Annotated in this window: 25 protein-coding genes; 21 read left to right on the top strand and 4 right to left on the bottom strand. The window is 61.9% G+C overall.

Annotated features, from left to right (window positions below; genetic code table 11):
* Window positions 1–15: 15 nt before the first annotated feature.
* The 3 genes from QCL65_RS13420 to QCL65_RS13410 form a co-directional block, all read right to left on the bottom strand.
* Window positions 16–1551, bottom strand: a complete 1536-nt coding sequence (locus tag QCL65_RS13420; RefSeq protein ID WP_407309360.1) for an amidase — start codon at window positions 1549–1551, stop codon at window positions 16–18.
* 210 nt (window positions 1552–1761) lie between these two features.
* A complete protein-coding gene (locus QCL65_RS13415) occupies window positions 1762–2394 on the bottom strand; it encodes an ANTAR domain-containing response regulator (RefSeq protein WP_407309358.1) in 633 nt (210 codons plus the stop codon).
* Window positions 2391–3539, bottom strand: coding sequence for a transporter substrate-binding domain-containing protein (locus tag QCL65_RS13410; protein WP_407309356.1), 1149 nt, complete (start codon window positions 3537–3539; stop codon window positions 2391–2393). The genes QCL65_RS13415 and QCL65_RS13410 overlap by 4 nt, the downstream gene beginning before the upstream one ends.
* Before the next feature lie 616 nt (window positions 3540–4155).
* On the opposite strand from QCL65_RS13410, the gene urtA reads away from it, so the two are divergent.
* The 17 genes from urtA (at window position 4156) to QCL65_RS13325 (ending at window position 19238) form a co-directional block, all read left to right on the top strand.
* Entirely contained in the window at window positions 4156–5334 is a 1179-nt protein-coding gene (gene urtA, locus QCL65_RS13405) for an urea ABC transporter substrate-binding protein (RefSeq protein ID WP_407309354.1), read from the top strand.
* Between the two features lie 91 nt (window positions 5335–5425).
* On the top strand, window positions 5426–6328 hold the full coding sequence (urtB, locus tag QCL65_RS13400; protein WP_407309352.1) for an urea ABC transporter permease subunit UrtB: 903 nt from the start codon (window positions 5426–5428) through the stop codon (window positions 6326–6328).
* A 1-nt stretch (window position 6329) separates the two neighbouring features.
* A complete protein-coding gene (urtC, locus tag QCL65_RS13395) occupies window positions 6330–7472 on the top strand; it encodes an urea ABC transporter permease subunit UrtC (protein WP_407309350.1) in 1143 nt (380 codons plus the stop codon).
* Complete coding sequence (gene urtD / locus QCL65_RS13390) at window positions 7469–8206, top strand: urea ABC transporter ATP-binding protein UrtD (RefSeq protein ID WP_407309348.1); 738 nt, start codon at window positions 7469–7471, stop codon at window positions 8204–8206. The genes urtC and urtD overlap by 4 nt, the downstream gene beginning before the upstream one ends.
* A gap of 2 nt (window positions 8207–8208) precedes the next feature.
* Window positions 8209–8898 carry an urea ABC transporter ATP-binding subunit UrtE gene (gene urtE / locus QCL65_RS13385; protein WP_407309346.1) on the top strand — a complete coding sequence of 230 codons (690 nt, stop codon included), beginning with the start codon at window positions 8209–8211 and terminating at the stop codon, window positions 8896–8898.
* Window positions 8899–8920: 22 nt separating this feature from the next.
* A complete protein-coding gene (ureE, locus tag QCL65_RS13380; protein ID WP_407309344.1) occupies window positions 8921–9361 on the top strand; it encodes an urease accessory protein UreE in 441 nt (146 codons plus the stop codon).
* Window positions 9358–10101, top strand: a complete 744-nt coding sequence (locus QCL65_RS13375; RefSeq protein WP_407309342.1) for an urease accessory protein UreF — start codon at window positions 9358–9360, stop codon at window positions 10099–10101. Before ureE ends, QCL65_RS13375 begins: the two co-directional genes overlap by 4 nt.
* A gap of 42 nt (window positions 10102–10143) precedes the next feature.
* A complete protein-coding gene (locus tag QCL65_RS13370; RefSeq protein ID WP_407309340.1) occupies window positions 10144–10839 on the top strand; it encodes an urease subunit beta in 696 nt (231 codons plus the stop codon).
* Between the two features lie 3 nt (window positions 10840–10842).
* Window positions 10843–12555: an urease subunit alpha gene (gene ureC / locus QCL65_RS13365; protein ID WP_407309338.1), complete on the top strand. Its 1713-nt coding sequence runs from the start codon at window positions 10843–10845 to the stop codon at window positions 12553–12555.
* A gap of 26 nt (window positions 12556–12581) precedes the next feature.
* On the top strand, window positions 12582–13241 hold the full coding sequence (gene ureG / locus QCL65_RS13360; protein WP_407309336.1) for an urease accessory protein UreG: 660 nt from the start codon (window positions 12582–12584) through the stop codon (window positions 13239–13241).
* Entirely contained in the window at window positions 13238–14116 is an 879-nt protein-coding gene (locus tag QCL65_RS13355) for an urease accessory protein UreD (protein ID WP_407309334.1), read from the top strand. The genes ureG and QCL65_RS13355 overlap by 4 nt, the downstream gene beginning before the upstream one ends.
* Window positions 14117–14307: 191 nt before the next feature.
* The gene (locus QCL65_RS13350; RefSeq protein WP_407309332.1) at window positions 14308–14898 is read left to right on the top strand and encodes an amino acid synthesis family protein; all 591 of its coding nucleotides are present in this window, start codon (window positions 14308–14310) and stop codon (window positions 14896–14898) included.
* A gap of 43 nt (window positions 14899–14941) precedes the next feature.
* Window positions 14942–15775 (top strand): alpha/beta fold hydrolase, encoded by an 834-nt coding sequence (locus tag QCL65_RS13345; protein WP_407309330.1) that lies wholly within the window; start codon window positions 14942–14944, stop codon window positions 15773–15775.
* Window positions 15772–17253 (top strand): aldehyde dehydrogenase, encoded by a 1482-nt coding sequence (locus QCL65_RS13340; RefSeq protein WP_407309328.1) that lies wholly within the window; start codon window positions 15772–15774, stop codon window positions 17251–17253. Before QCL65_RS13345 ends, QCL65_RS13340 begins: the two co-directional genes overlap by 4 nt.
* A gap of 14 nt (window positions 17254–17267) precedes the next feature.
* Complete coding sequence (locus QCL65_RS13335) at window positions 17268–17753, top strand: flavin reductase family protein (protein ID WP_407309326.1); 486 nt, start codon at window positions 17268–17270, stop codon at window positions 17751–17753.
* A gap of 167 nt (window positions 17754–17920) precedes the next feature.
* Window positions 17921–18673 (top strand): GntR family transcriptional regulator, encoded by a 753-nt coding sequence (locus QCL65_RS13330; protein ID WP_407309324.1) that lies wholly within the window; start codon window positions 17921–17923, stop codon window positions 18671–18673.
* A 1-nt stretch (window position 18674) separates the two neighbouring features.
* On the top strand, window positions 18675–19238 hold the full coding sequence (locus tag QCL65_RS13325; protein ID WP_407309322.1) for an NUDIX hydrolase: 564 nt from the start codon (window positions 18675–18677) through the stop codon (window positions 19236–19238).
* A 130-nt stretch (window positions 19239–19368) separates the two neighbouring features.
* On the opposite strand, the gene QCL65_RS13320 is transcribed toward QCL65_RS13325, so the two are convergent.
* Window positions 19369–19662 (bottom strand): DUF1330 domain-containing protein, encoded by a 294-nt coding sequence (locus QCL65_RS13320; RefSeq protein ID WP_407316838.1) that lies wholly within the window; start codon window positions 19660–19662, stop codon window positions 19369–19371.
* Window positions 19663–20077: 415 nt separating this feature from the next.
* Here QCL65_RS13320 and QCL65_RS13315 point away from each other — a divergent pair, with 415 nt between their 5' ends.
* The 4 genes from QCL65_RS13315 to QCL65_RS13300 are packed head-to-tail and all read left to right on the top strand — an operon-like array spanning window position 20078 to window position 24017.
* On the top strand, window positions 20078–21103 hold the full coding sequence (locus tag QCL65_RS13315; protein WP_407309320.1) for an ABC transporter substrate-binding protein: 1026 nt from the start codon (window positions 20078–20080) through the stop codon (window positions 21101–21103).
* Window positions 21088–22044 (top strand): ABC transporter permease, encoded by a 957-nt coding sequence (locus tag QCL65_RS13310; protein WP_407309318.1) that lies wholly within the window; start codon window positions 21088–21090, stop codon window positions 22042–22044. Before QCL65_RS13315 ends, QCL65_RS13310 begins: the two co-directional genes overlap by 16 nt.
* Window positions 22045–22050: 6 nt before the next feature.
* Window positions 22051–22863: an ABC transporter permease gene (locus QCL65_RS13305; protein WP_407309316.1), complete on the top strand. Its 813-nt coding sequence runs from the start codon at window positions 22051–22053 to the stop codon at window positions 22861–22863.
* A complete protein-coding gene (locus QCL65_RS13300) occupies window positions 22863–24017 on the top strand; it encodes an ABC transporter ATP-binding protein (protein WP_407309314.1) in 1155 nt (384 codons plus the stop codon). Before QCL65_RS13305 ends, QCL65_RS13300 begins: the two co-directional genes overlap by 1 nt.
* Window positions 24018–24088 lie beyond the last annotated feature (71 nt).

Genomic DNA, 24088 nt, shown 5'->3' with positions numbered 1-24088 from the left:
CCTTGCAAGGGCTGTTTACCCACGCGGTGGCTTGGGGAATTCGCCACGTGCTTGTTCGTAGGCCTGGGCCACACGCAATGCAAGGGCGTCCTGGAAACGCGGCGCCACGATCATCATCGCCACCGGCAGACCGTCCGCCAGACCCGCCGGAATCGAGGTGGCCGGATGCCCGGTCAAGTCGAATGGGGCGGTATTGGCGAGCATATCCAGGGCGCTGTGCACGTACTCCTCAATGGGCGCGTCGGCCGCAGTCAGCGGCGTTGCTACGAAGGCCATGGTCGGCATCACCAGCACGTCAAAGGCGGCAAAAGCTTCGTCGTATTGGCGGGTCAATTCGGGTACCAGCATGCGCGCCTTGGCGTAATACGCACCGTGCAGGTTTTTCAGGCTGTAGTGCCCGGTCAGGGCAACCGCCTGCACGCTGCTGGACAACGCATCGGCGTGCTCGCGGCGCTTCTCGCCGAAATAGCTCATGATGTCTGGATCGTAGTAGCCATCGACGTTCATACCGTAGCCGTTGCCTTGCAGCATCTGGTACGCCGCGCCGTCGGTGGCGATGACGTTCCACAAGTCCATGGCCACCCGCGAATGCCAGGGGGCACTGGCTTCACCCACCGTGGCGCCGAGTTTTTCCAGTTCCTGGACCGCCGCTTTGACCAACGCGTCCACCTGTGGCTCGGACACACCGGGAATCGCGAACCCTTCGCGCAACAAGCCGATTTTCAGACCGGCCACGCCTTGGTCGAGGGTGGCCATGCAGTTCACCTCGGGTGGGTTTTTCTGCCGCGAATCCAGGCCGTCTGCGCCGCCGATGACGTCAAGCATCAGCGCTACATCGCGCACATTGTTGGCCATGGGGCCGACGTGGTCGATGGTGCGCTCAATCGGAAAAGCTCCGGTATAGGGCACCAGGCCGTAAGTGGGTTTATGCCCGACAATGCCGCTCCAGGCCGAGGGCATCCGGATCGAGCCGCCCTGGTCGCCACCGATGGCCATGTCGACTTCACCGAGTGACACCAGCACCGCGCTGCCGCTGGACGAGCCACCGGCGTTGCGGCTCAGGTCCCAGGGGTTTTTCACCGGGCCGCTGGCGGCGGTGAAACTGGCGCCGGAGAAGCACAGGTCTTCGCACACCGATTTACCCACCACCGTCGCGCCCGCCGCCAACAGGCGCTTGACCACCGTGGCGTCTTCGCTGGGCACGTAACCATCCAGGCTCAACGAGCCGTTGGCCATGGGCACCCCCGCCACCGAGACGTTGTCCTTGATCACCACGGTCCGGCCGGCCAGGGGGCCGTGGGCGGCACCGGCAATGCTGGTTTTCACATACCAGGCGCCGTGCCGGTTCTCGGCGTCGGGGGCTTTGCTGTACTCACGTTGTGGCGGTTGCTGCGCGATATTGGCGGCGTACAGCGCATCGATGGCTTCGTAGGAGTTCAAGGTTTCATCGGCCAGGCTAAGGAAGGCCTGTAACTGGCTGTCGGACAGATGATAACCATGATCTTCGGCAGCGAGCAGAAAGTCGGCTTTGCTGGGGCGTTTTACGGACATAGTGATCTCCAGATAGGTTAAGGACAGCCCCTCGTTCGGGCTGTCGTCGACACGAACCGGCCGTGCTCTCTGCACCGGCTGCGGTTCTCCGGAGGACTCCGTTGTCCAGGCCGGCCACCACGTGGCGCTCCATACGTGCCGAATAAGGGCGTATGGCAAACGTCCGCGCAGAAGAGGGTTCGGCCCAAGGGCCGGACACTCAAAGGCTGTTCAGCTACAGGCGCGTTGAAACAACTCGTGGGCCTTGACCAGCGCTTCGGCGATCTTCTCCACCGGTTCGCGCTTGGCCATGGCTTGATCGCGCAAGGCGTTGTAGGCGTCGATTTCCGACATGCCCTTGGTTTCGATCAGAATGATCTTGGCCTGCTGCACGGTACGCATCACCGCCATGCGCCCTTCCAGGCGCTTGACGTGCTTCTCCCGTTCGCGGGCCTTGCGTGACTGGCTCAGGGTGATCGCCAAGGCCGTGAGCAGGCCGAAGGATCTGACCGGCGACGGGATCACCGAGCAAGCGTTTAGCTGTACCAGCGCCTGCACGATGATCGGGTTTTCATAGGCGATCACCGGAATGATCGGCGGCGTGCTGGCGTGCAACAGCCAGGGGGTATTGGTCGACAGGCTGTCGGGCGAAACCGCTAACACGATGACATCGGTTTCCAGGGTCAGGCGCTCTGGAATTGGCCATTGCACCCGCACTTGGCAGCCGATGCGCTGCAATTGCTCGATCAGGTTGCGGCCGTCATCGTCGTCCGGGTGCATCACCAGCACGCTGATGTCGCGCAGGTCCTTGATGCCCCCGGCGCTATCGGGGCGCAGGCGTTTCTTGGCGGCGCGCAGAGTCATGGCAGGCTCCCGGCCGAACTGGACCAGTCATTGAAATTCGGCGCGATGGCGTAGGGGTCGGGTTTGAGCGCGGTCTGGCTTTCGTAGAGGATGTCGAACTGGCCCTGGGCATTGGCCCGGCCGATCCTGGAAAACAGGTACGTGTGGTGGTTGTTCGCGTCGACCCGGATACGCCCCTGTGGTGCCTCGAATTCAAGGCCACGCAGGGCCTGCAGGACATCCTCCAACTCAGTGCTGGCAGCGCGAATGATCGCCTTGGCCAACAAGTGCACCTGAAAATACGCGGCCTCCCAGCAGCGGTCAGTCACCTGCTGTTGGCCGAATAGCGCCCGGTATTGGGCGATGCACTCACGGTTGTTCGGGGTGTCCACCGATTGGAAGTAGGTGGCCGCGGAAATATGCCCCGCGCCCAGGTGCACGCCCATTTGCTTGATATCGGTTTCGCTGGTGGTCAGGCTGGCGATCGGCATGATCGCTGGGTCAAAACCGGCATCGGCGTAGGCCTGATACAGATGACCCATGGTCTGCCCCACCACGGTGGAGAAGATGAACGAAGGTTTCAGCTCGCGGGCTTTGTCCATCAACTTGGCAAAATCCTCGGGCCGGGCGTTTTTCAGCGGCAGGTAATACTCGCCCAGTTTGGTGCCGCCGCGCTCGTACAGCAGGTCGCTCATCAAGCGGTTGGTTTCGTAGGGGTAAACGTATTCAGAGCCGATCATCAGCACGCGCTTGCCGAAGTTTTCCAGCATGTAACTACCCAACGGCAACGCGTTATGGTTCGGCGTGGCACCGGTGTAGATGATGTTGCGCGAGTACTCGAAACCTTCGTAGTACACCGGGTACATCAGCAGCGCATCGTAACGCTCGACGATGGGCAGCGCTGCCTTGCGCGCGGCCGAGGTGTAGCAACCAAAGAAGAAACGCAGGTGCTCTTCGCGGATCAGTGCCTCGATGTGCATGGCGTACAGCGCAGGCGTCGAGTCGGGGTTGCGGGTGATGAGCTCCAGGGGGTGGCCATCGACACCACCGGCCGCGTTTATCTGCTGGATCGCGAACTGCGCACCGCGCATCGTCGAGCCTTCGGCAGCCGCGGTGACGCCAGTGTCGGAAAACAGACCGCCTATGCGGATCGACTGCTTAACCATGGGAAAAACCTTGTTCAGCGTGGGATGAGACGCCCGCCCATAGGCAGGGGTCTGGAAGTCGGTGCGTAGATAAGACTGAGCGAACACCGTGGGCGGCGGTGGCTCTCAGGCCGGTTGTGCCTGGGGCTGGCGCGACTACGCTGTCGCGGCCAGTCGTGCGAGGGGCCTTCCACACCTGCCGAGAGTGGGCGTGTGGCAAGGCACCCTGCGAGGATGTCGTGCAAGAGTAATGCAGATAGCGGGCCATGCCCCACGCCAGGCTAGATACCGCGCAAAACCCACGGGGGGCATCACGCTTTTGGTGCGCACAGGGGCTTCGTTGCGCCAAAGCGGCGCAGGCGATTACACGGTTGCTATAGATGCAGTGAAACACCGCAGACCCAGGCGCGCATGCCGAAAAACCGCGCTGGCGGTAATTGGCACCACCCTTGCTATAACTCATCTGAGACATCACGCCAGCTGTTTGCCCTACGCCCCACTCGGCAGGTAGGGAGACACCTCGCGTACGACTGGATCGGACACAGTTGTCCCGCCAGATTCGGCACAAGAAGCCTGACCTCCCGGTTATTGAGTTAACCGGGACGTCGGGCTTTTTTTATTCCTGGGGAGAAACGCAATGCACAACGAGAAACGCCGCTTGATCAAGCACGCCCTACTCTTGGGGGCTTTCAGCCTGTTGCCGTTTTCCCTGGTTAGCCAGGCCCAGGCAGACACCGTGAAGGTCGGGATCATCCATTCGCTGACCGGCACCATGGCCATGAGCGAAGCCTCAGTGGTAGACGCGGAAAAACTCGCGATCGAAGAGATCAACGCCAGCGGTGGCGTGCTGGGCAAAACCATCGAGCCGATTGTCGAGGACGGCGCCAGCGACTGGCCGACCTTCGCGGAAAAGGCGCGCAAGCTGTTGGAAAACGATCACGTGGTTGCCACCTTTGGCGCCTACACCTCGGCCTCGCGCAAGGCCGTGTTGCCAGTGTTCGAGCGCAACAAGGGCTTGCTCTACTACCCGACCTTCTATGAAGGCCTGGAGAAATCCCCGGCGATCATCTACACCGGCGCCGAAGCCTCCCAACAAACCCTGGCGGCCGTGACCTGGTTGATGGCCAACAAAGGCAAAAGCGTCTATCTGGTGGGTTCGGACTACATCTGGCCGCGCACCACCAACAAGCTGGCGCGGGCATCGGTGAGCAAGCAAGGCGGTTCCATCGTCGGCGAAGATTACCTGCCCCTGGGCAACATCGAGTTTTCCTCGGTGATCAACAAAATCAAGGCCGCCAAGCCGGACATCGTGTTGTCGACCATCGTGGGCGGCTCCAACGTCGCGTTCTACAAACAGCTTAAGGCCGCGGGTATCGACAGCAGCAACCAGACCCTGATGGCCCTGGCCGTGACCGAAGAAGAAGTCACCGGCATTGGCGCGGAAAACCTTACCGGTTTTCTTACCTGCATGAGCTATTTCCAAAGCCTGAAAAACCCGGTCAACGAGAAATTCGTCGCCGCCTTCAAGGCCCGCTATGGCGAGAAACGCGTGGTGGGCGACCCGATGGCCGCCGCCTACACCGCCGTGTACCTGTGGAAGAAAGCCGTGGAAAAAGCCGGCAGCTTCGAGGTGCCGGCGGTGATCGCCGCATCTTCGCAACTGACCCTGGACGCACCTGAGGGCGAAATCAAGGTGCACAAGGACAACCACCACCTGTGGAAACAGGCGCGCATTGGCACCGTCAATGCCCAGGGCCAGGTGGACGTGATCTACGAATCGGCGCCGATCGAGCCCAATCCATTCCCGAAACTGTAATACCGGACCGGGCGCGAGCTGATGCGCGCCCTTTTCCCCGACATGGCCAGCTCGCCTGGCCGGTCAGCGTGCAGCGACAGGTAGCGACGCAATGACATTCGATATTTTGCTGATGCAGGTGTTCAGCGGTTTCTCACTGGTCTCGGTACTGGTGCTGATGGCGCTGGGGCTGACCATCGTGTTTGGCCTGATGGGCGTGATCAATATGGCCCACGGCGAGTTGATGGCGCTGGGGTCGTACATGACCTACGTCACCTCCCTGGTGTTCCAACGCTATTTTCCGGACTTCATGGGCTGGTATTTCATTGTGGGCATCGGTGTCGCATTTGCGGTGACCTTCGCCTTTGGTTTCCTGCTTGAACGCTGCTTTATCCGCTTCATGTACAAGCGCCCGCTGGACACCTTGCTGGCGACCTGGGGCCTTTCCATAGTGTTGCAACAATTATTTCGCCAGGTCTTCGGCCCCAAGGAAGTCAGCGTGCCCACCGTGCAATGGCTGCAGGGCGCCTGGAAAGTCAGTGAAGGGCTGGAATTGCCGCTCAACCGGATTTTTATCATCGGCCTGACCCTGGTCATCGCCGCCGCCGTGTTTGTCTTTCTCTACCGCAGCCGCTGGGGCCTGCGCATCCGCGCCGTGACCCAGAACCGGGCCATGGCCGGCGCTGCCGGGATCAACACCGCCCGCGTCGATGCCGTGACATTCGCCCTGGGCTGCGGCCTGGCGGGGATCGCCGGCAGCTCGTTCACCATGCTCGCCTCCACCGGCCCCGTGAGCGGCCAGCAGTACCTGGTGGACACCTTTATTGTCGTGGTGTTTGGCGGGGTGGAGAGCCTGTTGGGGACCTTCCTCTCGGCGTTCGCCATCGGCCAGACGCAGATTTCTCTGGAGTACCTGACCACCGGATCAATGGCCAAGGCCATCACGCTGCTGGTGGTGATCGTGCTGCTGTTCTTCCGCCCTAACGGCTTGTTTGCCGCCAAAGTGAGACGCTGAGATGAATGACACAACCCATAAGCCTCTCCAGCCCCCCCAGGCCGTGGCGCCGGTGCCACGCTGGTTCAAAGCAGGCTGGTTACCGATGATCGAGCGCCACAGCCTGATCTGGCTGGCGGTCCTGTTGCTGGTGGTATTGCCGTTGAGCCTGGGCGACTTCCGTCTGGGCCTGGCCGGCAAATACCTGAGCCTGGCGTTCTGCGCCGTGGGCATGGTGATGATCTGGGGCTACGGCGGAATCCTCAGCCTGGGCCAAGGCATCTTCTTCGGCCTGGGCAGCTACATGATGGCGATGTACTTAAAGCTGGAAGCCACGGCCACCGACGAAGCCGCCAGCGCCCTGGCCGCCTTTTATGGCTCGGCGCTGCCGGACTTCATGATCTGGAACAGCGTCGAAAGCCTCCCCTGGTGGTGGAAACCCTTCGAGTCGGCGACCTTCACCTTGGCCGCGATCCTGGTCCTTCCGGCGTTAGTGGCGTTCCTGTTCAGCTACGCCTATTTCAAAAAACGAGTGGGCGGGGTGTATTTCTCGATCATCACCCTGTCCCTGGCGGCGATCATGTCCATCATGATCATCGGCCAGCAAGGCTACACCGGCGGCGTCAACGGCCTGACCGACTTCAAGACAGCCTTCGGCCTGAGCCTGCAAACAGCGCAGACGCCATGGATTCTGTACCTGATCACTGCCCTGCTGCTGCTCGCCTGTGTCGCGTTGTGCGGGTTCATCCTGCGTAGCCGCCTGGGTAAGGTGGTGGTGGCGATCCGTGACCGTGAAGACCGAGTGCGGTTTTCCGGCTACAACACGGCGCTGTTCAAGGCGTTCATCTTTGCCGTAGCCGCGCTGATTTCAGCCCTGGGCGGGGTGATGTTCACCCTGCAAGTGGGGCTGGCCTCGCCTTCGCTGGTGGGCATCATCCCGTCGACCGAGATCGTCATCTACGCCGCGCTGGGCGGGCGCCTGTCGCTCGTGGGCGCGGTGTACGGCACGTTGCTGATCGGCGTGGCGAAAACCTACCTGTCGGAGAACTTCGTCAACTTTTGGCAGTACTTCATCGGTTTCCTGTTCATGGGCGTGGTGCTGTTCCTGCCTACCGGGTTGGCTGGCCTGCTGCAGCGATTGAGCAAGCGGGAGGTCGAGCAATGAGCGCCATTTTGCTGAGTGTCGAAGACCTGACCGTTTCCTTCGACGGTTTCAAAGCGGTGGACAGCCTGAATTTCTACGTCGAGGAAAACCAGGTGCACGTGGTGATCGGGCCCAACGGCGCCGGTAAGACCACCCTGCTGGACATGATCTGCGGCAAGACCCGCCCAAGCGCCGGCAGTATTCGCTTCAAAGACCTACAGCTGGCCAACATGATCGAATACCAGATCACCCGCGCAGGCGTCGGCCGCAAGTTCCAGAACCCCTCGGTGTACGAAGACCTGACGGTACGGGAAAACCTCGATATCTCTTCGCCGGACAAGCGTGGCCTGTTCAATTGCCTGTTCGCTCGCAAAGACCCAGTCCTGCAACGGGAGATCGAGCAGACCGCCGAGATGATCTTCCTGCAGGATCAGTTAGGGCGCAAAGCCGGGCTGTTATCCCATGGCCAAAAGCAATGGCTGGAAATCGGCATGCTGCTGATGCAACGCCCGCAGCTGCTTTTACTGGACGAACCGGTGGCGGGCATGAGCGCCGGCGAAAGAGAAAAGACCGCCGGCCTGCTCAAGCGCATCGCCCAGGGCCGGGCCATGGTGATCATCGAGCACGACATGGAGTTCGTGAAATCGGTGGCCGACAAAGTCACCGTTCTGCACCAGGGCAAGACCCTGGCCTACGGCTCGATGGATCAGGTGCAAAACGATCCGCGCGTCATTGACGTCTACCTGGGGCACTGAGCATGCTGAGCGTTAATCAACTGAACGTGTATTACGGCGACAGCCACATACTGCGTAACCTCGACCTAGAACTGGCAGCCGCCGAATCGCTGGCGATCATGGGTCGCAACGGCATGGGCAAGACCACCCTGCTCAGAAGCCTGGTGGGCATGCTGCCGGCACGCAGCGGCAGCATCAAACTTGCAGGCCAGGAGCTCAGCGCCAGCAAGAGCTACGAACGGGTCGCCGCCGGTGTCGGGTTCGTGCCCCAGGGCCGGATGATTTTCCCGTACCTGACGGTGGAGGAAAATATCTTCACCGGCATGCAGGGCGCGCCCTACGCGCCGATTCCCGATTACATCTATGAGTACTTCCCGGTGCTGTTCGAGATGCGGCGGCGCAAGGGTGGCAACCTCTCCGGGGGCCAGCAGCAACAGCTGGCGATTGCCCGGGCGCTGGTCGCTAACCCCAAGGTGTTGATCCTCGATGAACCCACCGAGGGCATTCAACCGTCCATCATCAAAGATATCGCCCGCGCCTTAAACCAGCTGAAAAAGGAGCGTGGCTTCTCGCTGATCGTCTCTGAGCAGGTGCTGTCGTTCGCCATGGCCGTGGCTGACCGTTACCTGATCATCGAGAAAGGCGAATTCGTCCACAGCGAGGTCCGCGCCAGTGTCGACCGTGAGCGCATCCTGCGCTACCTGACGATCTGAACCCGGCCCTGGAGCACCCACCATGTTGATACTCGAGCAAATCCTCGGCCAGGCCAGCGACCCTGCCCTCGCCGACCGCCTGCACGACCTGGGCCACGCCGGCCAGGTGGAAATTCTCAGCCTATCGGCCAGCGATATCCAGCGCCATCGCCTGCGGCTGGCCAGCGACCGCGGCACCGATTGCGCGATTCGCCTGGAGCGCCACCAGCAATTGCGCAACGGTTCGGTACTGCTGCTCGACGCTCAGCGCGCCATCGTCGTGCAGATGCAGGACCAGCAATCACTCGGCTTGAAACCCCGCGATAGCGCGGCCGCGCTGGAGCTGGGCTACTTCGCCGGCAACATGCACTGGGCCGTGCGTTTCGCCGGCGACACCTTGCATATTCCGCTCAATGGCCCTGAAGCCGATTATCTCGAGCGGCTGGCGCCCATGCTCGCCGATGGCCGGGTGCAGCGCGTATGAATCGGGCGCCAACTACGTTGGGCAGCAGCCTCCTGGCGCTGCAGCAGGCTGACAGTTTTTTCCCCGGCGGCGCGGTGGCCTGGTCGTGGGGCCTGGAAACCTTGGTGACCGACGCACAGCTGGGCACGCCGCCTGCCACCCCCAGCGGGCGCCGCCCGCGAGGCATCAGGCACAACCGCAGCGAACAGGTCCGCGCCTTCGTCGAAGGGCAGTTGCGCCATCGCTGGAACAGTTTTGACCGGGCCTTTTTGGACGCCGCCTGGCAGGCCGCCGACGACCTGCCAACGCTGATGCTGCTCGACGCGCAGGTTGAAGCCCTGACCCTGGCCGAAGAACTGCGCCAAGGTTCACGCCGGGTCGGGCAATCGTTGCTTGGGGTGCATGCCGCGCTCGGCACCCCAGGGGCTGCGCCTTATCAGCACCAGGTGGTGGCCGCCGCGACCCCAGGGCATTTGCCGGTGGTCCAGGGGCTGATCTGGCATCAGCTCGGCATGCACCGCGAACACTGCCACCTGGCGGCGGCCCACGGCTTGTGCACTGCGCTGGTGAGCGCTGCAGTGCGCCTGGGTGTGATGGGGCATGTGGACGCGCAGCGGGTGTTGACCGATATCCAGCCGTTGCTGCTAGAGCTACTGGACGCAGCGCCCTGCACCCTCGATGAGGCCAGTGGTTTCACCCCCATGGCCGAAATCGCCGTGATGCGCCACGAGACCCAACCTCTGCGGCTTTTCGCTAACTGAGCGGCCCGGCCCACAGCCCGCCGCCCGTACAGGAGCTTCAACATGCTGCTGACCCCCACTGAGCTAGAACGACTCACGCTGTACAGCGCCGCCGAACTCTCGCGCAAACGACGGGCCAAAGGCCTGCGCCTGAACTTTCCGGAAGCCTCGGCGCTGATCGCCGACGAGATTCTCGAAGGCGCTCGCGAAGGCCGCAGCGTCGCCGAACTGATCGGCTTTGGCTCGACCCTCCTCAACACCGATGACGTCATGCCGGGGGTTGCCGATCTGCTGCCAGTGCTGCAAGTGGAAGGCACCTTCCCCGACGGCACTAAGCTGGTCACCGTGCATCAACCGATCCGGCCGGGGCTACAGCCGCTGGCAGACCTGCCCACCCCTGGCGAGATCCTTTCGCCTGACGCCGATATCCAGCTCAACAGCGCACGCCCCACCGCCACGTTACGCGCGGTCAATACCGGCGACCGACCGGTGCAGGTCGGCAGTCACTACCACTTTTTCGAGGTCAACAAAGCGCTGGATTTTCCCCGGGAAATCGCCTTTGGCATGCACTTGGACATCCCCGCTGGGACAGCGGTACGGTTCGAGCCGGGGGAGCTGCGCGAGGTCCACTTGGTGCAGTTCGGTGGTAGCGGAGACATCCACGGTTTCAGCGGTTTGACCAACGGCAACCTGCACGATCCGGCCTGCAAGGCAATTGCCCTTGAGCGCGCCCGTGCACAGCTTTTCAAAGGGGCTTGACCCATGGCAACCATGACTCGCAAGGAATACGCGGCCATGTATGGCCCCACTACCGGCGATGCGGTGCGCCTAGGCGATACCTCGCTGCTGGCCGAAGTGGAATTCGACCACGCGGTGCCCGGCGATGAATGCCTGCACGGCGGCGGCAAGACCCTGCGCGATGGCATGGGCCTGATGCCCGGTCACGACAGTGAAGACGGCGCCCTCGACATGCTGATCTGCAACGCGCTGATCATCGACCCGGTGATCGGCATCGTCAAAGGCGATATCGGCATCAAGGACGGCAAGATCGTCGCCATCGGCAAGGCCGGCAATCCGCAGGTGATGGATGGCGTACACCCACAATTGATCTGTGGCGTCGCCACCACGGTACGCGACGCCGAAGGCTTGATCGTCACCCCTGGCGGCATCGATGTGCATGTGCATTTCGACTCGGCGCAATTGTGCGAGCACGCCTTGGCGGCAGGCCTGACCACCCTGATCGGCGGGTCGCTGGGGCCGATCACCGTCGGCATCGACTGCGGCGGGGAATGGAATGTCGGCAAGATGCTACAAGCCGCCGAAGCCTGGCCGATCAACTTTGGATTTCTCGGCCGCGGCAACTCCAGCAAGCCAGAATCGCTGCTGGGCCAACTGCGCGGCGGGTGCCTGGGCTTGAAAATCCACGAAGACTGGGGCGCCATGCCAGCGGTCATCGACACCTGTCTGAAGGTCGCCGACGAGTACGACTTTCAGGTGCAGTTGCACACAGATACCCTCAACGAATCGGGTTTTCTCGAAGACACCTTGGCGGCCATCGGCGACCGCACCATTCACATGTATCACACAGAAGGCGCGGGCGGCGGCCATGCGCCGGACATCATCAGCGTGGCGGGCAAGCCCAATTGCATCCCCTCCTCCACCAACCCGACCAATCCGTACACCATCAATACGTTCGACGAACACCTGGACATGATCATGGTCTGTCACCACCTCAACCCGGACGTGCCGGAAGACGTGGCCTTCGCCGAATCGCGGGTGCGCCCGCAGACCATTGCCGCCGAGGATATCCTGCACGACACCGGAGCGATTTCGATCCTCGGTTCGGACAGCCAGGGCATGGGCCGGATCAACGAGGTGATCTGCCGCACCTGGCAGTTGGCATCGAAGATGAAGGACCAACGCGGACGCCTGCCCGAGGAGAGCACCGCCTTAGGCGACAACGAACGCATCAAGCGTTACATCGCCAAATACACCATCAACGCCGCGCGGGTGTTCGGCATCGACAGCTACATCGGTTCGCTGGAACCGGGCAAGCTGGCCGACTTGGTGTTGTGGCGCCCGGCGTTCTTCGGCATCAAACCGGAATTGGTGGTCAAGGGCGGCTTTATCGTGCATGGCGTGATGGGCGACTCCGCTGCCTCGCTGTACACCTGCGAGCCGTTGCTGATGCGCCCGCAATGGGGCGCCTTCGGAGAAGCCAAGCAGGCGCTGTCGGTGAACTTCGTCAACCGCCTAGCCGTGCAAGCGAATACGGCGGAAAAACTGGGCCTGAAAAAAGCCCTGCTGCCGGCCTTCGGCACCCGCACCCTGCGCAAGGCCGACATGCTGCACAACGATGCCTGCCCGGACATCCGCGTCGATCCGCAAACCTTCGATGTCTACGCCGACGGCGAGCGCCTGACGTGCGAACCGGTCAGCGAAGTCCCCTTGGCCCAGCGTTACATGCTGCGCTGAGCGCGGCTGATAAAAGGAACCTGATGATGAGCACTGTATTGCCCGGCCTTGCGCCACAACCACGGCAGGCGCACCTTGGCGCCGCTCGCGTGGGCATCGGCGGCCCAGTGGGTTCGGGTAAAACCCGGCTGCTGGAGCAACTGATCCCGCGCTTTATCGCCCGTGGCACCGAGCTTGCGATTATCACCAACGACCTGGCCACCCGCGAGGACGCTGAACGGGTGCAGCGCAGCGGCCTGATCGATCCGCAACGGGTGCTGGCCGTGGAAACCGGGGCCTGCCCGCACACGGCGATCCGTGAAGATCCAACCCTCAACTTGCAAATGGCCGATGAGCTGGAAGCGCGTTTCCAGCCGCTTGACCTTATCCTGATCGAATCCGGCGGCGATAACCTGGCCTCGACCTTTTCCCTGGACCTGGTGGATTATTGGATCTTCGTCATTGATGTGGCCGGCGGGGACGATATCCCGCGCAAACGCGGCCCGGGCGTGTTGAGCTGCGATCTGTTAGTGGTCAATAAATACGATTTGGCGCCCTACGTCGGCGTCGATCTGCCGCGCATGCGCCGCGAATCGGCCGAGGCCCGTGACGGCCGGCCGGTGCTGTTCACCAATTGCGCCCTCGGTGAGGGGGTCGATGCCGTGGTCGACGCTATCAGCCGCGCCGTGCTGTTCGACCAGCCATGAACGCGCCGCCAATGCTATGCCAGCCAGCGCCGTCGCTGCCCCGGGCAGAACCCGCGGTACAGGCGCGGATCGCTTTCAGTAGAGCAGCGTCCGGGGCCAGCTATATCAGTGCCCAACAAGTAGGCTACCCCTTTCATCTGGGCCGCACCCTGAAACTGCCCGATGACCCGGCCGGCATGGCAGCGGTGTATCTGCAATCGTGCTCCGGGGGCCTGTTTGCCGGGGAAGATCTGCACATTCAGTTGCATGCCGGCCCGGGCAGCCAGGCCCACGTCAGCACCGGTGCCGCTACGGTAGCCCATAGCATGGTCGAAGGCGCTGCCCGCCAAACCATCAGCCTGACCGCCGAAGCCGGGGCCTTATTGGAATACCTGCCGATGGCCACCATCGTGTTTCCCCAGGCGAAGCTGCATAGCCGGGTCAATGTGGTGTTGCATCCCGGCGCCCGAGTGATGCTCTGCGATGCGTTTGTCCTGCACACGCCCCTGGGCACGAGCGGCCTGTTCGACGCTTACCGGGCCGATCTGGCAGTACACTGCCCCTCCGGGCGGCTACTGGCGGGGGATCGACTGGCGTTGACCGGGCTAGACATGACGCGCCAGTTCCCCGGCGTGAACGGCCCTTTCCAGGCGCTGGCGACCTTTATGCTGGTGGGCCAGGGATTGCCGGTGCAAGCGCTCAAGGCCGCCCTACGTCACGCCCTGCACGGCTTGCCTGACAGTTATTTAGGCGTCAGCGCGCTGCCCAATGACTGCGGAGTTTGCGTACGCATCCTAACGCTGGACGCGGTGGCGCTGCGCAACAGCCTGCATAGGGCATGGGCCAGCGTGCGCCAGACGCTGACTGGCGTGGCACCACGCCCGCGGCGCAAATAACCCCCCACGCACCGCGATCGCAGCGGCGCGGGCGCACCTCGCCGCAGCGGATGTTGGCATCCGCGCCAATCCCACTCTGCCCCAGCCTTAGATCCCGCCCCCCGCTAAAACCATTTGCACGATTAATCTTATGGTATACCATCAGACCACATACATACCCACATGCCGTGTCAGCACCCTGGGAGCCCGCCATGAGTTTTGAAATTCGCAAGATCGTCAGCTACATCGAAGAGACCTTTATCGAAGGCGGCAAAGCCGCTGACAAACCGGTTAAGATGGTCGGCCTGGCCGCCGTCATCAAAAACCCGTGGCACGGACGCGGCTTTGTCGACGACCTCAAGCCTGAAATCCGCGCCAATTGCTCTGACCTCGGCGCATTAATGGTGGAGCGTTTGACTGCAATTATCGGCGGTGCTGACCAGATCGAGGCCTACGGCAAGGCCGCCGTGATCGGCGCCGACGGCGAAATCGAACACGCTTCGGCGATTATTCACACCCTGCGCTTCGGCAATCACTACCGCGAGGCGGTCAAGGCCAAAAGCTACCTGAGCTTCACCAACAAGCGCGGTGGCCCGGGCACCTCTATTCAGGTGCCGATGATGCACAAAGACGACGAAGGCCTGCGCTCGCATTACATCACCCTGGAAATGCAGATCGAGGACTCGCCCCGCGCCGATGAAATCGTCGTGGTATTGGGCGCTGCCAACGGCGGTCGCCTGCACCCCCGTATCGGCAACCGCTACCTGGACCTGGAAGAACTGGCGGCGGAAAAAGCCCAATAAATGCTCGTCGTCATTACCGATAAGGCCTGTGCAGGAGCGCTTCATGATTCGGCTCACCGCTGAACTCACCCCGGCTGGCACCAGTTACCTGGCGACCGGCCAAGGCCATCCCGTCGTATTGATTCACGGGGTTGGCCTGAACAAAGAGATGTGGGGCGGACAAATCGTTGGTTTATCCCCCCACTATCGGGTCATTGCCTATGACATGCTGGGCCATGGCGCGAGCCCGCGCCCTGACCCGGACACCGGCCTGCCGGGTTATGCCGAACAACTTCGTGAACTGCTCGAGCACCTTGGCGTGCCGAGCGCTACCGTGATCGGCTTCTCCATGGGCGGTTTGGTGGCGCGTGCCTTTGCCCTGCATTTTCCCCAGCACCTTTCGGGTATGGTCATTCTCAACAGCGTGTTCAACCGCAGTGCCGAGCAACGGGCGGGCGTTATTGCCCGCACCAGCCAAGCGGCGGAGCATGGGCCCGACGCCAATGCCGCCGAGGCGCTGTCGCGCTGGTTCAGCCGCGAATATCAGGCGGCCAACCCGGCGCAGATTGCGGCGATCCGGCAGATCCTCGCCAGCAACGACCCCCAGGGCTACCTGACTACCTACAAACTGTTCGCCACCCAGGACATGTACCGCGCCGATGATCTGGGGCAGATAAAGGCACCGACACTGATTGCCACCGGTGAGCTGGACCCAGGTTCCACGCCAGACATGGCCCGCCAGTTGGCGCTGCGAATTCACGGCGCGCAGGTGGCGATACTGCCCGAGCAACGGCATATGATGCCGGTAGAGTCGCCGCGCCTGGTCAACCAGGTGCTACTGGAGTTCCTGCGCAAAATGGACGCCCAACACACCCCGGCAAAGGAGATCGTCGCATGACGCTGACCCGATTTCAGATGTGCATTGACGGCCAATGGGCCGACGCACTGTCCGGCAACACCTTCGAAAGCCTGAACCCGGCGCTGGCGCAGCCCTGGGCGCAACTGCCGGATGCCGACGAGGCCGATGTCGATCGCGCCGTCCAGGCCGCACAAAAAGCCTTCGAAGGCGCGGCATGGCGCACGCTGACCGCCACCGCCCGAGGCAAACTGCTGCGCCGCCTGGGCGACCTGATTGCCGAGAACAAAGAACAACTGGCGCAATTGGAGAGCCGCGACAACGGCAAACTGATTCGCGAAACCCGCGGCCAGGTCAGTTACCTGCCGGAGTTTTTCCATTACACCGCAGGCCTGGCCGACAAACTCGAAGGGGGCACCCTGCCCCTGGACAAGCCCGACCTGTTTGCCTACACCGTGCACGAGCCCATGGGCGTGGTCGCCGGGATCATCCCCTGGAACAGCCCGCTGTACCTCACCGCGATCAAGCTGGCCCCGGCCCTGGCCGCGGGTAATACCATCGTGCTCAAGCCGTCGGAACACGCTTCGGCGACGGTCCTGGAACTCGCGCGCCTGGCGCTGCAAGCGGGGATCCCGCCAGGGGTGGTCAACGTGGTGACCGGCTACGGCCCAAGCACTGGCGCGGCCCTGACCCGCCACCCGCTGGTGCGCAAAATCGCCTTCACCGGCGGAGCGGCAACGGCCCGCCACGTGGTGCGCAGCAGCGCCGAGAATTTCGCACGGCTGTCGCTGGAGCTGGGCGGCAAGTCCCCCAACATCATCTTTGCCGATGCCGACCTCGACAGCGCCATCAACGGCGCCATCGCCGGTATCTACGCGGCGTCCGGGCAAAGCTGCGTGTCGGGCTCGCGACTGCTGGTGCAAGATGAGATCTACGACGAGTTCGTCGAGCGCTTGGTGCAACGCGCCCAGCGTATTCGCATTGGCAACCCCCAGGATGACGCCAGCGAAATGGGCCCGATGGCCACCGCTCAGCAATTGGCCGTGGTCGAAGGCCTGGTGGCTGACGCGCTGGCCGAGGGCGCCACGCTGCGCACCGGTGGCAAGCGCCCGACCCTGGACACTGAGGGCTGGTATTTCGAGCCGACGCTGTTGGAGTGCGATCGCAATTCGATGAAGATCATGCAGGAAGAGGTCTTCGGGCCGGTTGCGTCGGTGATTCGCTTCAAGGACGAGGCCGAGGCGCTGGCCATTGCCAACGACTCGCAGTTCGGCCTGGCCGCCGGTATCTGGACCCGTGATCTGGGCCGCGCTCACCGCCTGGCGCGGGACGTGCGCTCTGGAATCATTTGGGTCAACACCTACCGCGCGGTGTCGGCGATGGCCCCCATCGGCGGTTTCAAGAACAGCGGCTACGGTCGCGAGAGCGGCATCGATTCGGTGCTGGCCTATACCGAGCTGAAAACGGTATGGATCAACCTCTCGCAAGCCCCGATGCCCGACCCTTTCGTGATGCGTTAAGCGAGGCTGCTGCAATGATCGAACCCGGGATTTACAAAGACGTCATGGCGTCCTTCCCCTCAGGCGTCACCGTGGTCACAACCCTGGACCCCGACGGCGCCCTCGTGGGCATCACCGCCAGCGCCTTCAGTGCGTTGTCGATCGATCCAGCGTTGGTGTTGTTTTGCCCCAACTACGCCTCCGACACCTACCCGATCCTGCGCGACAGCAAGCGCTTTGCGATTCATTTGCTGTCTGCCGAACAGACAGCCGAAGCCTATGCTTTCGCGGGTAAAGGCAAGGACAAGGCCAAAGGCATCGAGTGGCACCTGAGCGAACTGGGTAACCCGTTGCTCAACAACGCCACGGCGATCATCGAGTGCGAGTTGTGGCGCGAATACGACGGCGGCGATCACGCGATCATCGTCGGCGCGGTGCGCAACCTGATTCTGCCGACCGAGCCGGTAACTCCGATGGTTTACCATCGTGGCAAGCTGGGGCCGCTGCCGGCGTTTGCCTAGCCCGGGCAGGCCACGGGTGGTGGGTAGCACACGGCGTGATAAACTCAGGCACCATTTCGGCCCTGCAAAAAGGCTGGGCCTCAGCCAACCCGTTGGCTGTCCGCCAGCGCGCGGTTGTGATTCAAGCCGCGCCTGCGCCCCGGACAACCACATTTAGAGCGGACTCCATGAAACGCCTGCCACTCGACGACAGCTTCAAGGTCAATCGCAACCCCATCACCCTGCGGGAAATCGTGCTGGACAAATTGCGCAGCGCGATCATGAACTTTCAGCTTATGCCCGGCGATCGCCTGGTCGAGCGCGACCTGTGCGAGCGCCTCGGCGTCAGTCGCACTTCGGTACGTGAAGCCCTGCGCCACCTGGAGTCCGAAGGCCTGGTGGCATTCGCCGATGCCAAAGGCCCGAGCGTGGCCATCATTACCTTGGCGGACGCCTGCGACATTTATGAACTGCGTTGCGTCCTCGAGGGCCTGATCGTCCAGTTGTTCACCCTACGGGCCAAAGCCAAGGACATTCGAGCGCTGGAAAAAGCCCTCGAAGAAAACCGCAAGGCGCTGGAGGAAGGCGAGCTGCAACAGGTGCTCGATTCGGTGCAGCGCTTCTACGACGTGCTCCTCGAAGGCTCGGGTAATCACGTGGCCGCCACTCAGTTGCGCCAGTTGCAGGCGCGCATCAGCTACTTGCGTGCCACCTCGGTGTCCCAGGACAACCGCCGGGGCGCCAGTAACCAAGAAATGGAAAAACTGGTGGCGGCGATCAAGAGCGGCGACCCACTGGCCGCGCATCAGGCTTCAGTGGATCACGTCCGCAATGCCGCCAAAGTGGCGATGGACTACCTCAAATCGAAACAGGACGATGCCGGCAAAGTCCGCGAGATCGTCGTACCCGTGGCGCTGAAGGAACCCCGCATAGGACGCTGACATGCCTGTCCCACGCTTTTGTTCACAATGTGGCAGCACTGAACTGGAACAACGCGTGCCGAGGGGCGATACCCACCAGCGGCTGGTGTGCACCCGCTGTGATTATGTGCACTACGTCAACCCGAAGGTCATCGCCGGGTGCATCATCGAGCAGGAAGGCCGCTACCTGCTGTGCCAGCGGGCGATCCCGCCGCGCCCAGGCACCTGGACACTGCCTGCAGGTTTCATGGAAAGCGGCGAAACCACCGAACAGGCCGCGCTGCGCGAGGTTTGGGAAGAAAGCGGCGTGCGCGGCGAAATCATCTCGCCCTACTCTATCTTCAGCGTGCCGCAGATCAGCGAGGTGTACATTGTATTCCGCGCGATTGCCCTTGAAATCACAGGCCAATTCGGCCCGGAAACCCTGGCGTGCCGATTCTTCGCCCCAGCCGACATCCCCTGGGGCGAGATCTACTACCCGGCCATCCGGCAAATCCTCGAACGTTACATCGCCGAGCGCCAGGCAGGTGTCTATGGGCTGTACGTGGGCAATGACAGCAGCGGCACGGTGCATTTCATTCGTTGATCGCGCCGGGGCGCGCTGACGGGCCGTTTTGTGGTGTTTGGGGAATTTGTGTTTGCAGGGGCAAAAAGCTCGGGGGCAAGGCCCCCTCCTACGGTTGGCGCAATATTCGATAGATAAATATGTCGATCACCTACCCGGCGAACCCCTCCACGATGACAATTTCGGCATGGGCTACACCCTGCCTATGGCTCATGGCCTCTTGATACTCGTCTGATCGATAACAGGCCAGCGCTCGCTCGTAGGAAGGAAACTCGATGATCACCGTGCGTTGTGGGGTATCGCGTCCCTCCAGAGCTTGGGAGCGCCCGCCACGGGCCAGGAACTTCCCGCCAAACAAGGCGAACGCGGCCGGCCCGCGCTGGGTGTATTGGCTGTACTGCTGAGGGTCCGTCACATCCACGTGGGCAATCCAATAACCTTTCATCGCGACCTCGCTTTGCATGGGGCTCTTTCAAGTAGAGCGGAACTGTGAAATATCTTGTCTGATGGTATACCAATAATCTACTGCAACCACAGGGGTACCCGGCTTATGGCGTTTGAGCCCACCGAAGACCAGTACTGAACCATCAACAATAGTCCAAGAACCGGCAAGGATGCAGCCAGTTGGACGCCGGGCACGCGGCAAAACACTTGCAGAAAGTTTGGAATACCATAATATGATATTCCGTAGGCCGAAGCGTTAATCAGTCAGGTGCGCCCACTTGGGACAGCACAAATAACAGCCCCTGACCGGCCCCGTTTTTTTCAAGGTCTAAGGATCGCAACCTCCTAAGACCCACTGCTCCCGACAGGCGGGCACTTGCAGCCCGCTCAAAAACACAACAAATGAGGGCGTGAAAATGGTGTTGATTCAACGTGCAACAGCGGTTTTGACGGCGGGTCTACTGGCCCTCTCCTGTCATGCGGCAGTGGCTGCGGACAGCGTCAATTTCGTCAGCTGGGGCGGTTCGACTCAGGATGCGCAAAAGCAAGCCTGGGCAACCCCTTTCACCCAAGCGACCGGTACTGCGGTGGTTCAGGACGGTCCCACCGATTACGGCAAACTCAAGGCCATGGTCGAGAGCGGCAACGTGCAGTGGGACGTGGTGGACGTCGAGGCAGACTTTGCCCTACGCGCCGCGGCTGAAGGCTTGCTCGAACCCCTCGATTTCAATGTGATCCAGAAAGATCGCCTCGATCCTCGCTTCGTATCCGACCACGGCGTGGGCTCGTTCTTCTTCTCGTTCGTGCTCGGTTACAACGAAGCCAGGCTGGCGGGCAAGAAGCCCCAGGACTGGGCTTCGCTGTTCGACACCAAGACCTATCCCGGCAAGCGGGCCCTGTACAAATGGCCAAGCCCTGGCGTGCTGGAACTGGCACTGCTGGCCGACGGTGTCGCCGCCGACAAGCTTTACCCGCTGGACCTGGACCGCGCCTTCAAGAAACTCGACACCATCAAAAAAGACATCGTTTGGTGGGGCGGAGGTGCACAGTCCCAGCAGTTGCTCGCGTCGGGTGAGGTCGCCCTTGGGCAGTTTTGGAACGGCCGGGTCTATGCCCTGCAACAGGACGGTGCGCCAGTGGGTGTGAGCTGGAAACAGAACCTGGTCATGGCGGACTTTTTGGTCGTACCCAAAGGCGCGAAAAACAAAGGCGCTGCCATGAAACTGATCGCCCAAGCCGCCAGCGCCAAAGGCCAGGCCGACTTTGCCGGGCTCACCGCCTACGCGCCGGTCAATCTGGACAGCGTGCAAAAGCTGGACCCGGCGTTAGCGCCTAACTTGCCGACCGCTTACGCTAAAGACCAAATCACCCTCGACTTCGCGTACTGGGCCAAGAACGGCTCGAGCATCGCGACACGGTGGAACGAATGGCTGGTCAAGTAAAAATGACGGCCGCCACCGGTCCTCACTCCACTGCGGCCGCAGGTGCTAACGGCACCAGCGGCGCGGCATTTAATCAGGGCGTGAAGATGAGCCAGAGCGTAGCGTTGTCGCAGCGTTGGAAAGGCAGCCGAAACCTGCTACCGGCGCTGATCTTTCTCGGGCTGTTTTTCTTCGCACCGCTGATTGGCCTGCTGTTGCGCGGCGTGCTCGAACCCACCCCGGGGTTTGCCAACTACGAGCAACTGTTCGCCAACTCGGCCTATGCCCGGGTGCTGTTCAATACCTTCTCGGTGGCGGGCATGGTGACGCTGTTCAGTCTACTGCTGGGGTTTCCACTGGCGTGGGCGATCACCCTGGTGCCTCGCGGCTGGGGCCGCTGGATGCTTAATATAGTGCTGCTGTCGATGTGGACCAGCCTGCTGGCGCGCACCTATTCCTGGCTGGTGCTGTTGCAGGCCTCCGGGGTTATCAATAAAGCACTGATGGCGCTGGGTATTATCGATCAGCCGCTGGAGATGGTGCATAACCTCACCGGTGTGGTGATCGGTATGACTTACATCATGATTCCGTTCATCGTGCTGCCGTTGCAGGCAACCATGCAGGCCATCGACCCCATGGTGCTACAGGCCGGTTCCATCTGCGGCGCCAGTCCTTGGAGCAACTTCTTTAAGGTGTTCCTGCCGCTGTGCCGCCCCGGGCTGTTTTCCGGCGGGCTGATGGTGTTCGTCATGTCCCTTGGGTACTACGTGACCCCTGCTCTGCTGGGCGGCGCCCAGGACATGATGCTGCCGGAATTCATCGTGCAGCAGGTGCAGTCGTTCCTCAATTGGGGCCTGGCCAGCGCGGCGGCGGCGTTGCTGATCGTGATTACCCTGGTGCTGTTCTACTTCTATCTGAAGCTGCAACCGGAATCCCCGGTCGGCAGCACTTGCGCGAGGTAACCCTGCATGCTCCTGACGCCCAATGCCATGAGCTCGCGCCTGCGCGGGGGGCTCTACCTCACCACCGCACTGATCGCCCTGTTCTTGCTGTTGCCGATCGTGTTCATCGTATTGCTGTCGTTCGGCTCCTCCCAGTGGCTGGTGTTCCCGCCACCGGGCTGGACGCTGAAGTGGTACCAACAGTTTTTCAGCAACCCTGAATGGATGGCCGCTGCCTTCACCAGCTTGAAAGTCGCGGTGTTGACCACCGTTTGCTCGGTGGCGTTGGGCTTGCCCACGGCCTTCGCCCTGGTGCGTGGGCGCTTCCCCGGGCGTGACCTGTTGTACGGCCTATTCACCCTGCCGATGATCGTGCCGCTGGTGATCATCGCCGTGGCGGTTTACGCGCTGTTTCTCAAGCTGGGCTATACCGGCACGATGTTTTCGTTCGTGGTCAGCCACGTCATCGTTGCGTTGCCGTTCACCATCATTTCGATCATCAACTCCCTGAAGCTGTTCGATCAATCCATTGAAGACGCCGCGGTCATCTGTGGCGCCTCAAGACTCCAGGCGGTGCTGAAAGTGACATTTCCCGGGATTCGCCCGGGCATGGTCGCCGGTGCCCTGTTTGCGTTTCTGGTGTCGTGGGATGAAGTCGTGCTCAGTGTGATGATGGCAAGCCCCAACCTGCAAACCTTACCCGTCAAAATGTGGACCACCCTGCGCCAGGACCTCACCCCGGTCATCGCCGTCGCTTCGACGTTGTTGATCGCCCTGTCGATGCTGGTCATGTTTATCGCCGCGACCCTGCGTCGCCGCAACGAAGCGAGGATGTCCTGATGAGTGCCGTGATCAAAGAACCCGCGCCAGCGGATCAGCGCACGCTGGTCAGCCTGCGCCACCTAAACAAGCACTACGGCAATTTCGCTGCGGTCGACGATATCTCCCTGGATATCCAGGACGGCGAATTCCTCACCTTCCTCGGCTCCAGCGGCTCGGGCAAAAGCACCACATTGTCAATGCTCGCAGGCTTCGAACAGCCAAGCTCCGGGGAGATTCTGGTCAACGGCCAATCGCTGGTTAACGTGCCGCCACACAAGCGGGACATTGGCATGGTGTTTCAGCGCTACTCGCTATTTCCACACCTGTCGGTGCGCGACAACATTGCCTTCCCCCTGGCGATTCGCAAGCTGGCCAGCGCCGAACGGGAGAAACGTGTCGATGCCATGCTGAAGTTGGTGCAGCTCGATCAGTTCGCCCACCGCCGCCCTGCGCAGTTGTCCGGTGGCCAGCAGCAACGCGTCGCCATCGCCCGCGCGTTGGTCTACGAGCCGCGCATTCTGCTGATGGATGAGCCGCTCGGGGCGCTGGACAAAAAGCTGCGCGAAGACCTGCAAGACGAATTGCGCCAGCTGCATCGGCGCCTGGGCATCACCATCGTTTACGTGACCCACGATCAGGAAGAAGCCATGCGTTTGTCCCAGCGCATCGCCATTTTCAGCCACGGCAAGATCGTCGGTCTGGGCAGCGGTTATGACCTCTATCAGAACCCGCCAAACGCCTTTGTCGCCTCCTTTCTGGGTAACTCGAACTTTCTCAAACTCAAGGCCCAAAGCAACGCCGTGGCGACGTTCGAAGGCAAGCCGTTGGCCATTCGGCCCACCGCCAACCTGCAAACCGAGCAAGACCTATTGCTCATGATTCGCCCGGAAAAAGCCTTGGCCCTGAGCCCTGCGCAGGCGCAACTCGAGCCGTTACCCAGCGGCTGGAACGAGGTGACCGCGACCGTCACTGAAATGCTGTTCCTGGGCGAAAGCCAGACCTGCTCGGTAGTCACGGCCACAGGCACCGCCATGACCGTTAAGGCGCTGTCCGCCAGCGGCATGCCGCTACAGGCCGGTGATGCGGTCTGCGTGCGTTGGGCCAGCGCCGATGCGTGCGTCTACACGCAGTGGACAGAGAGCGACCTGAACAAAGCCGCCGGCGCCCATTGATCGCGCTCGAGCGCTGCGCGGTGACCACCCAAGCATCAGCGAAAAACCCTTGCGCAGTTAGTATTACGGTA

The organism is Pseudomonas sp. nanlin1 (genome assembly GCF_045571515.1).
Taxonomy (GTDB): Bacteria; Pseudomonadota; Gammaproteobacteria; order Pseudomonadales; family Pseudomonadaceae; genus Aquipseudomonas.
Note: the sequence above shows the minus strand (reverse complement) of the source record. Positions and strands in the feature narration are given on the sequence as shown.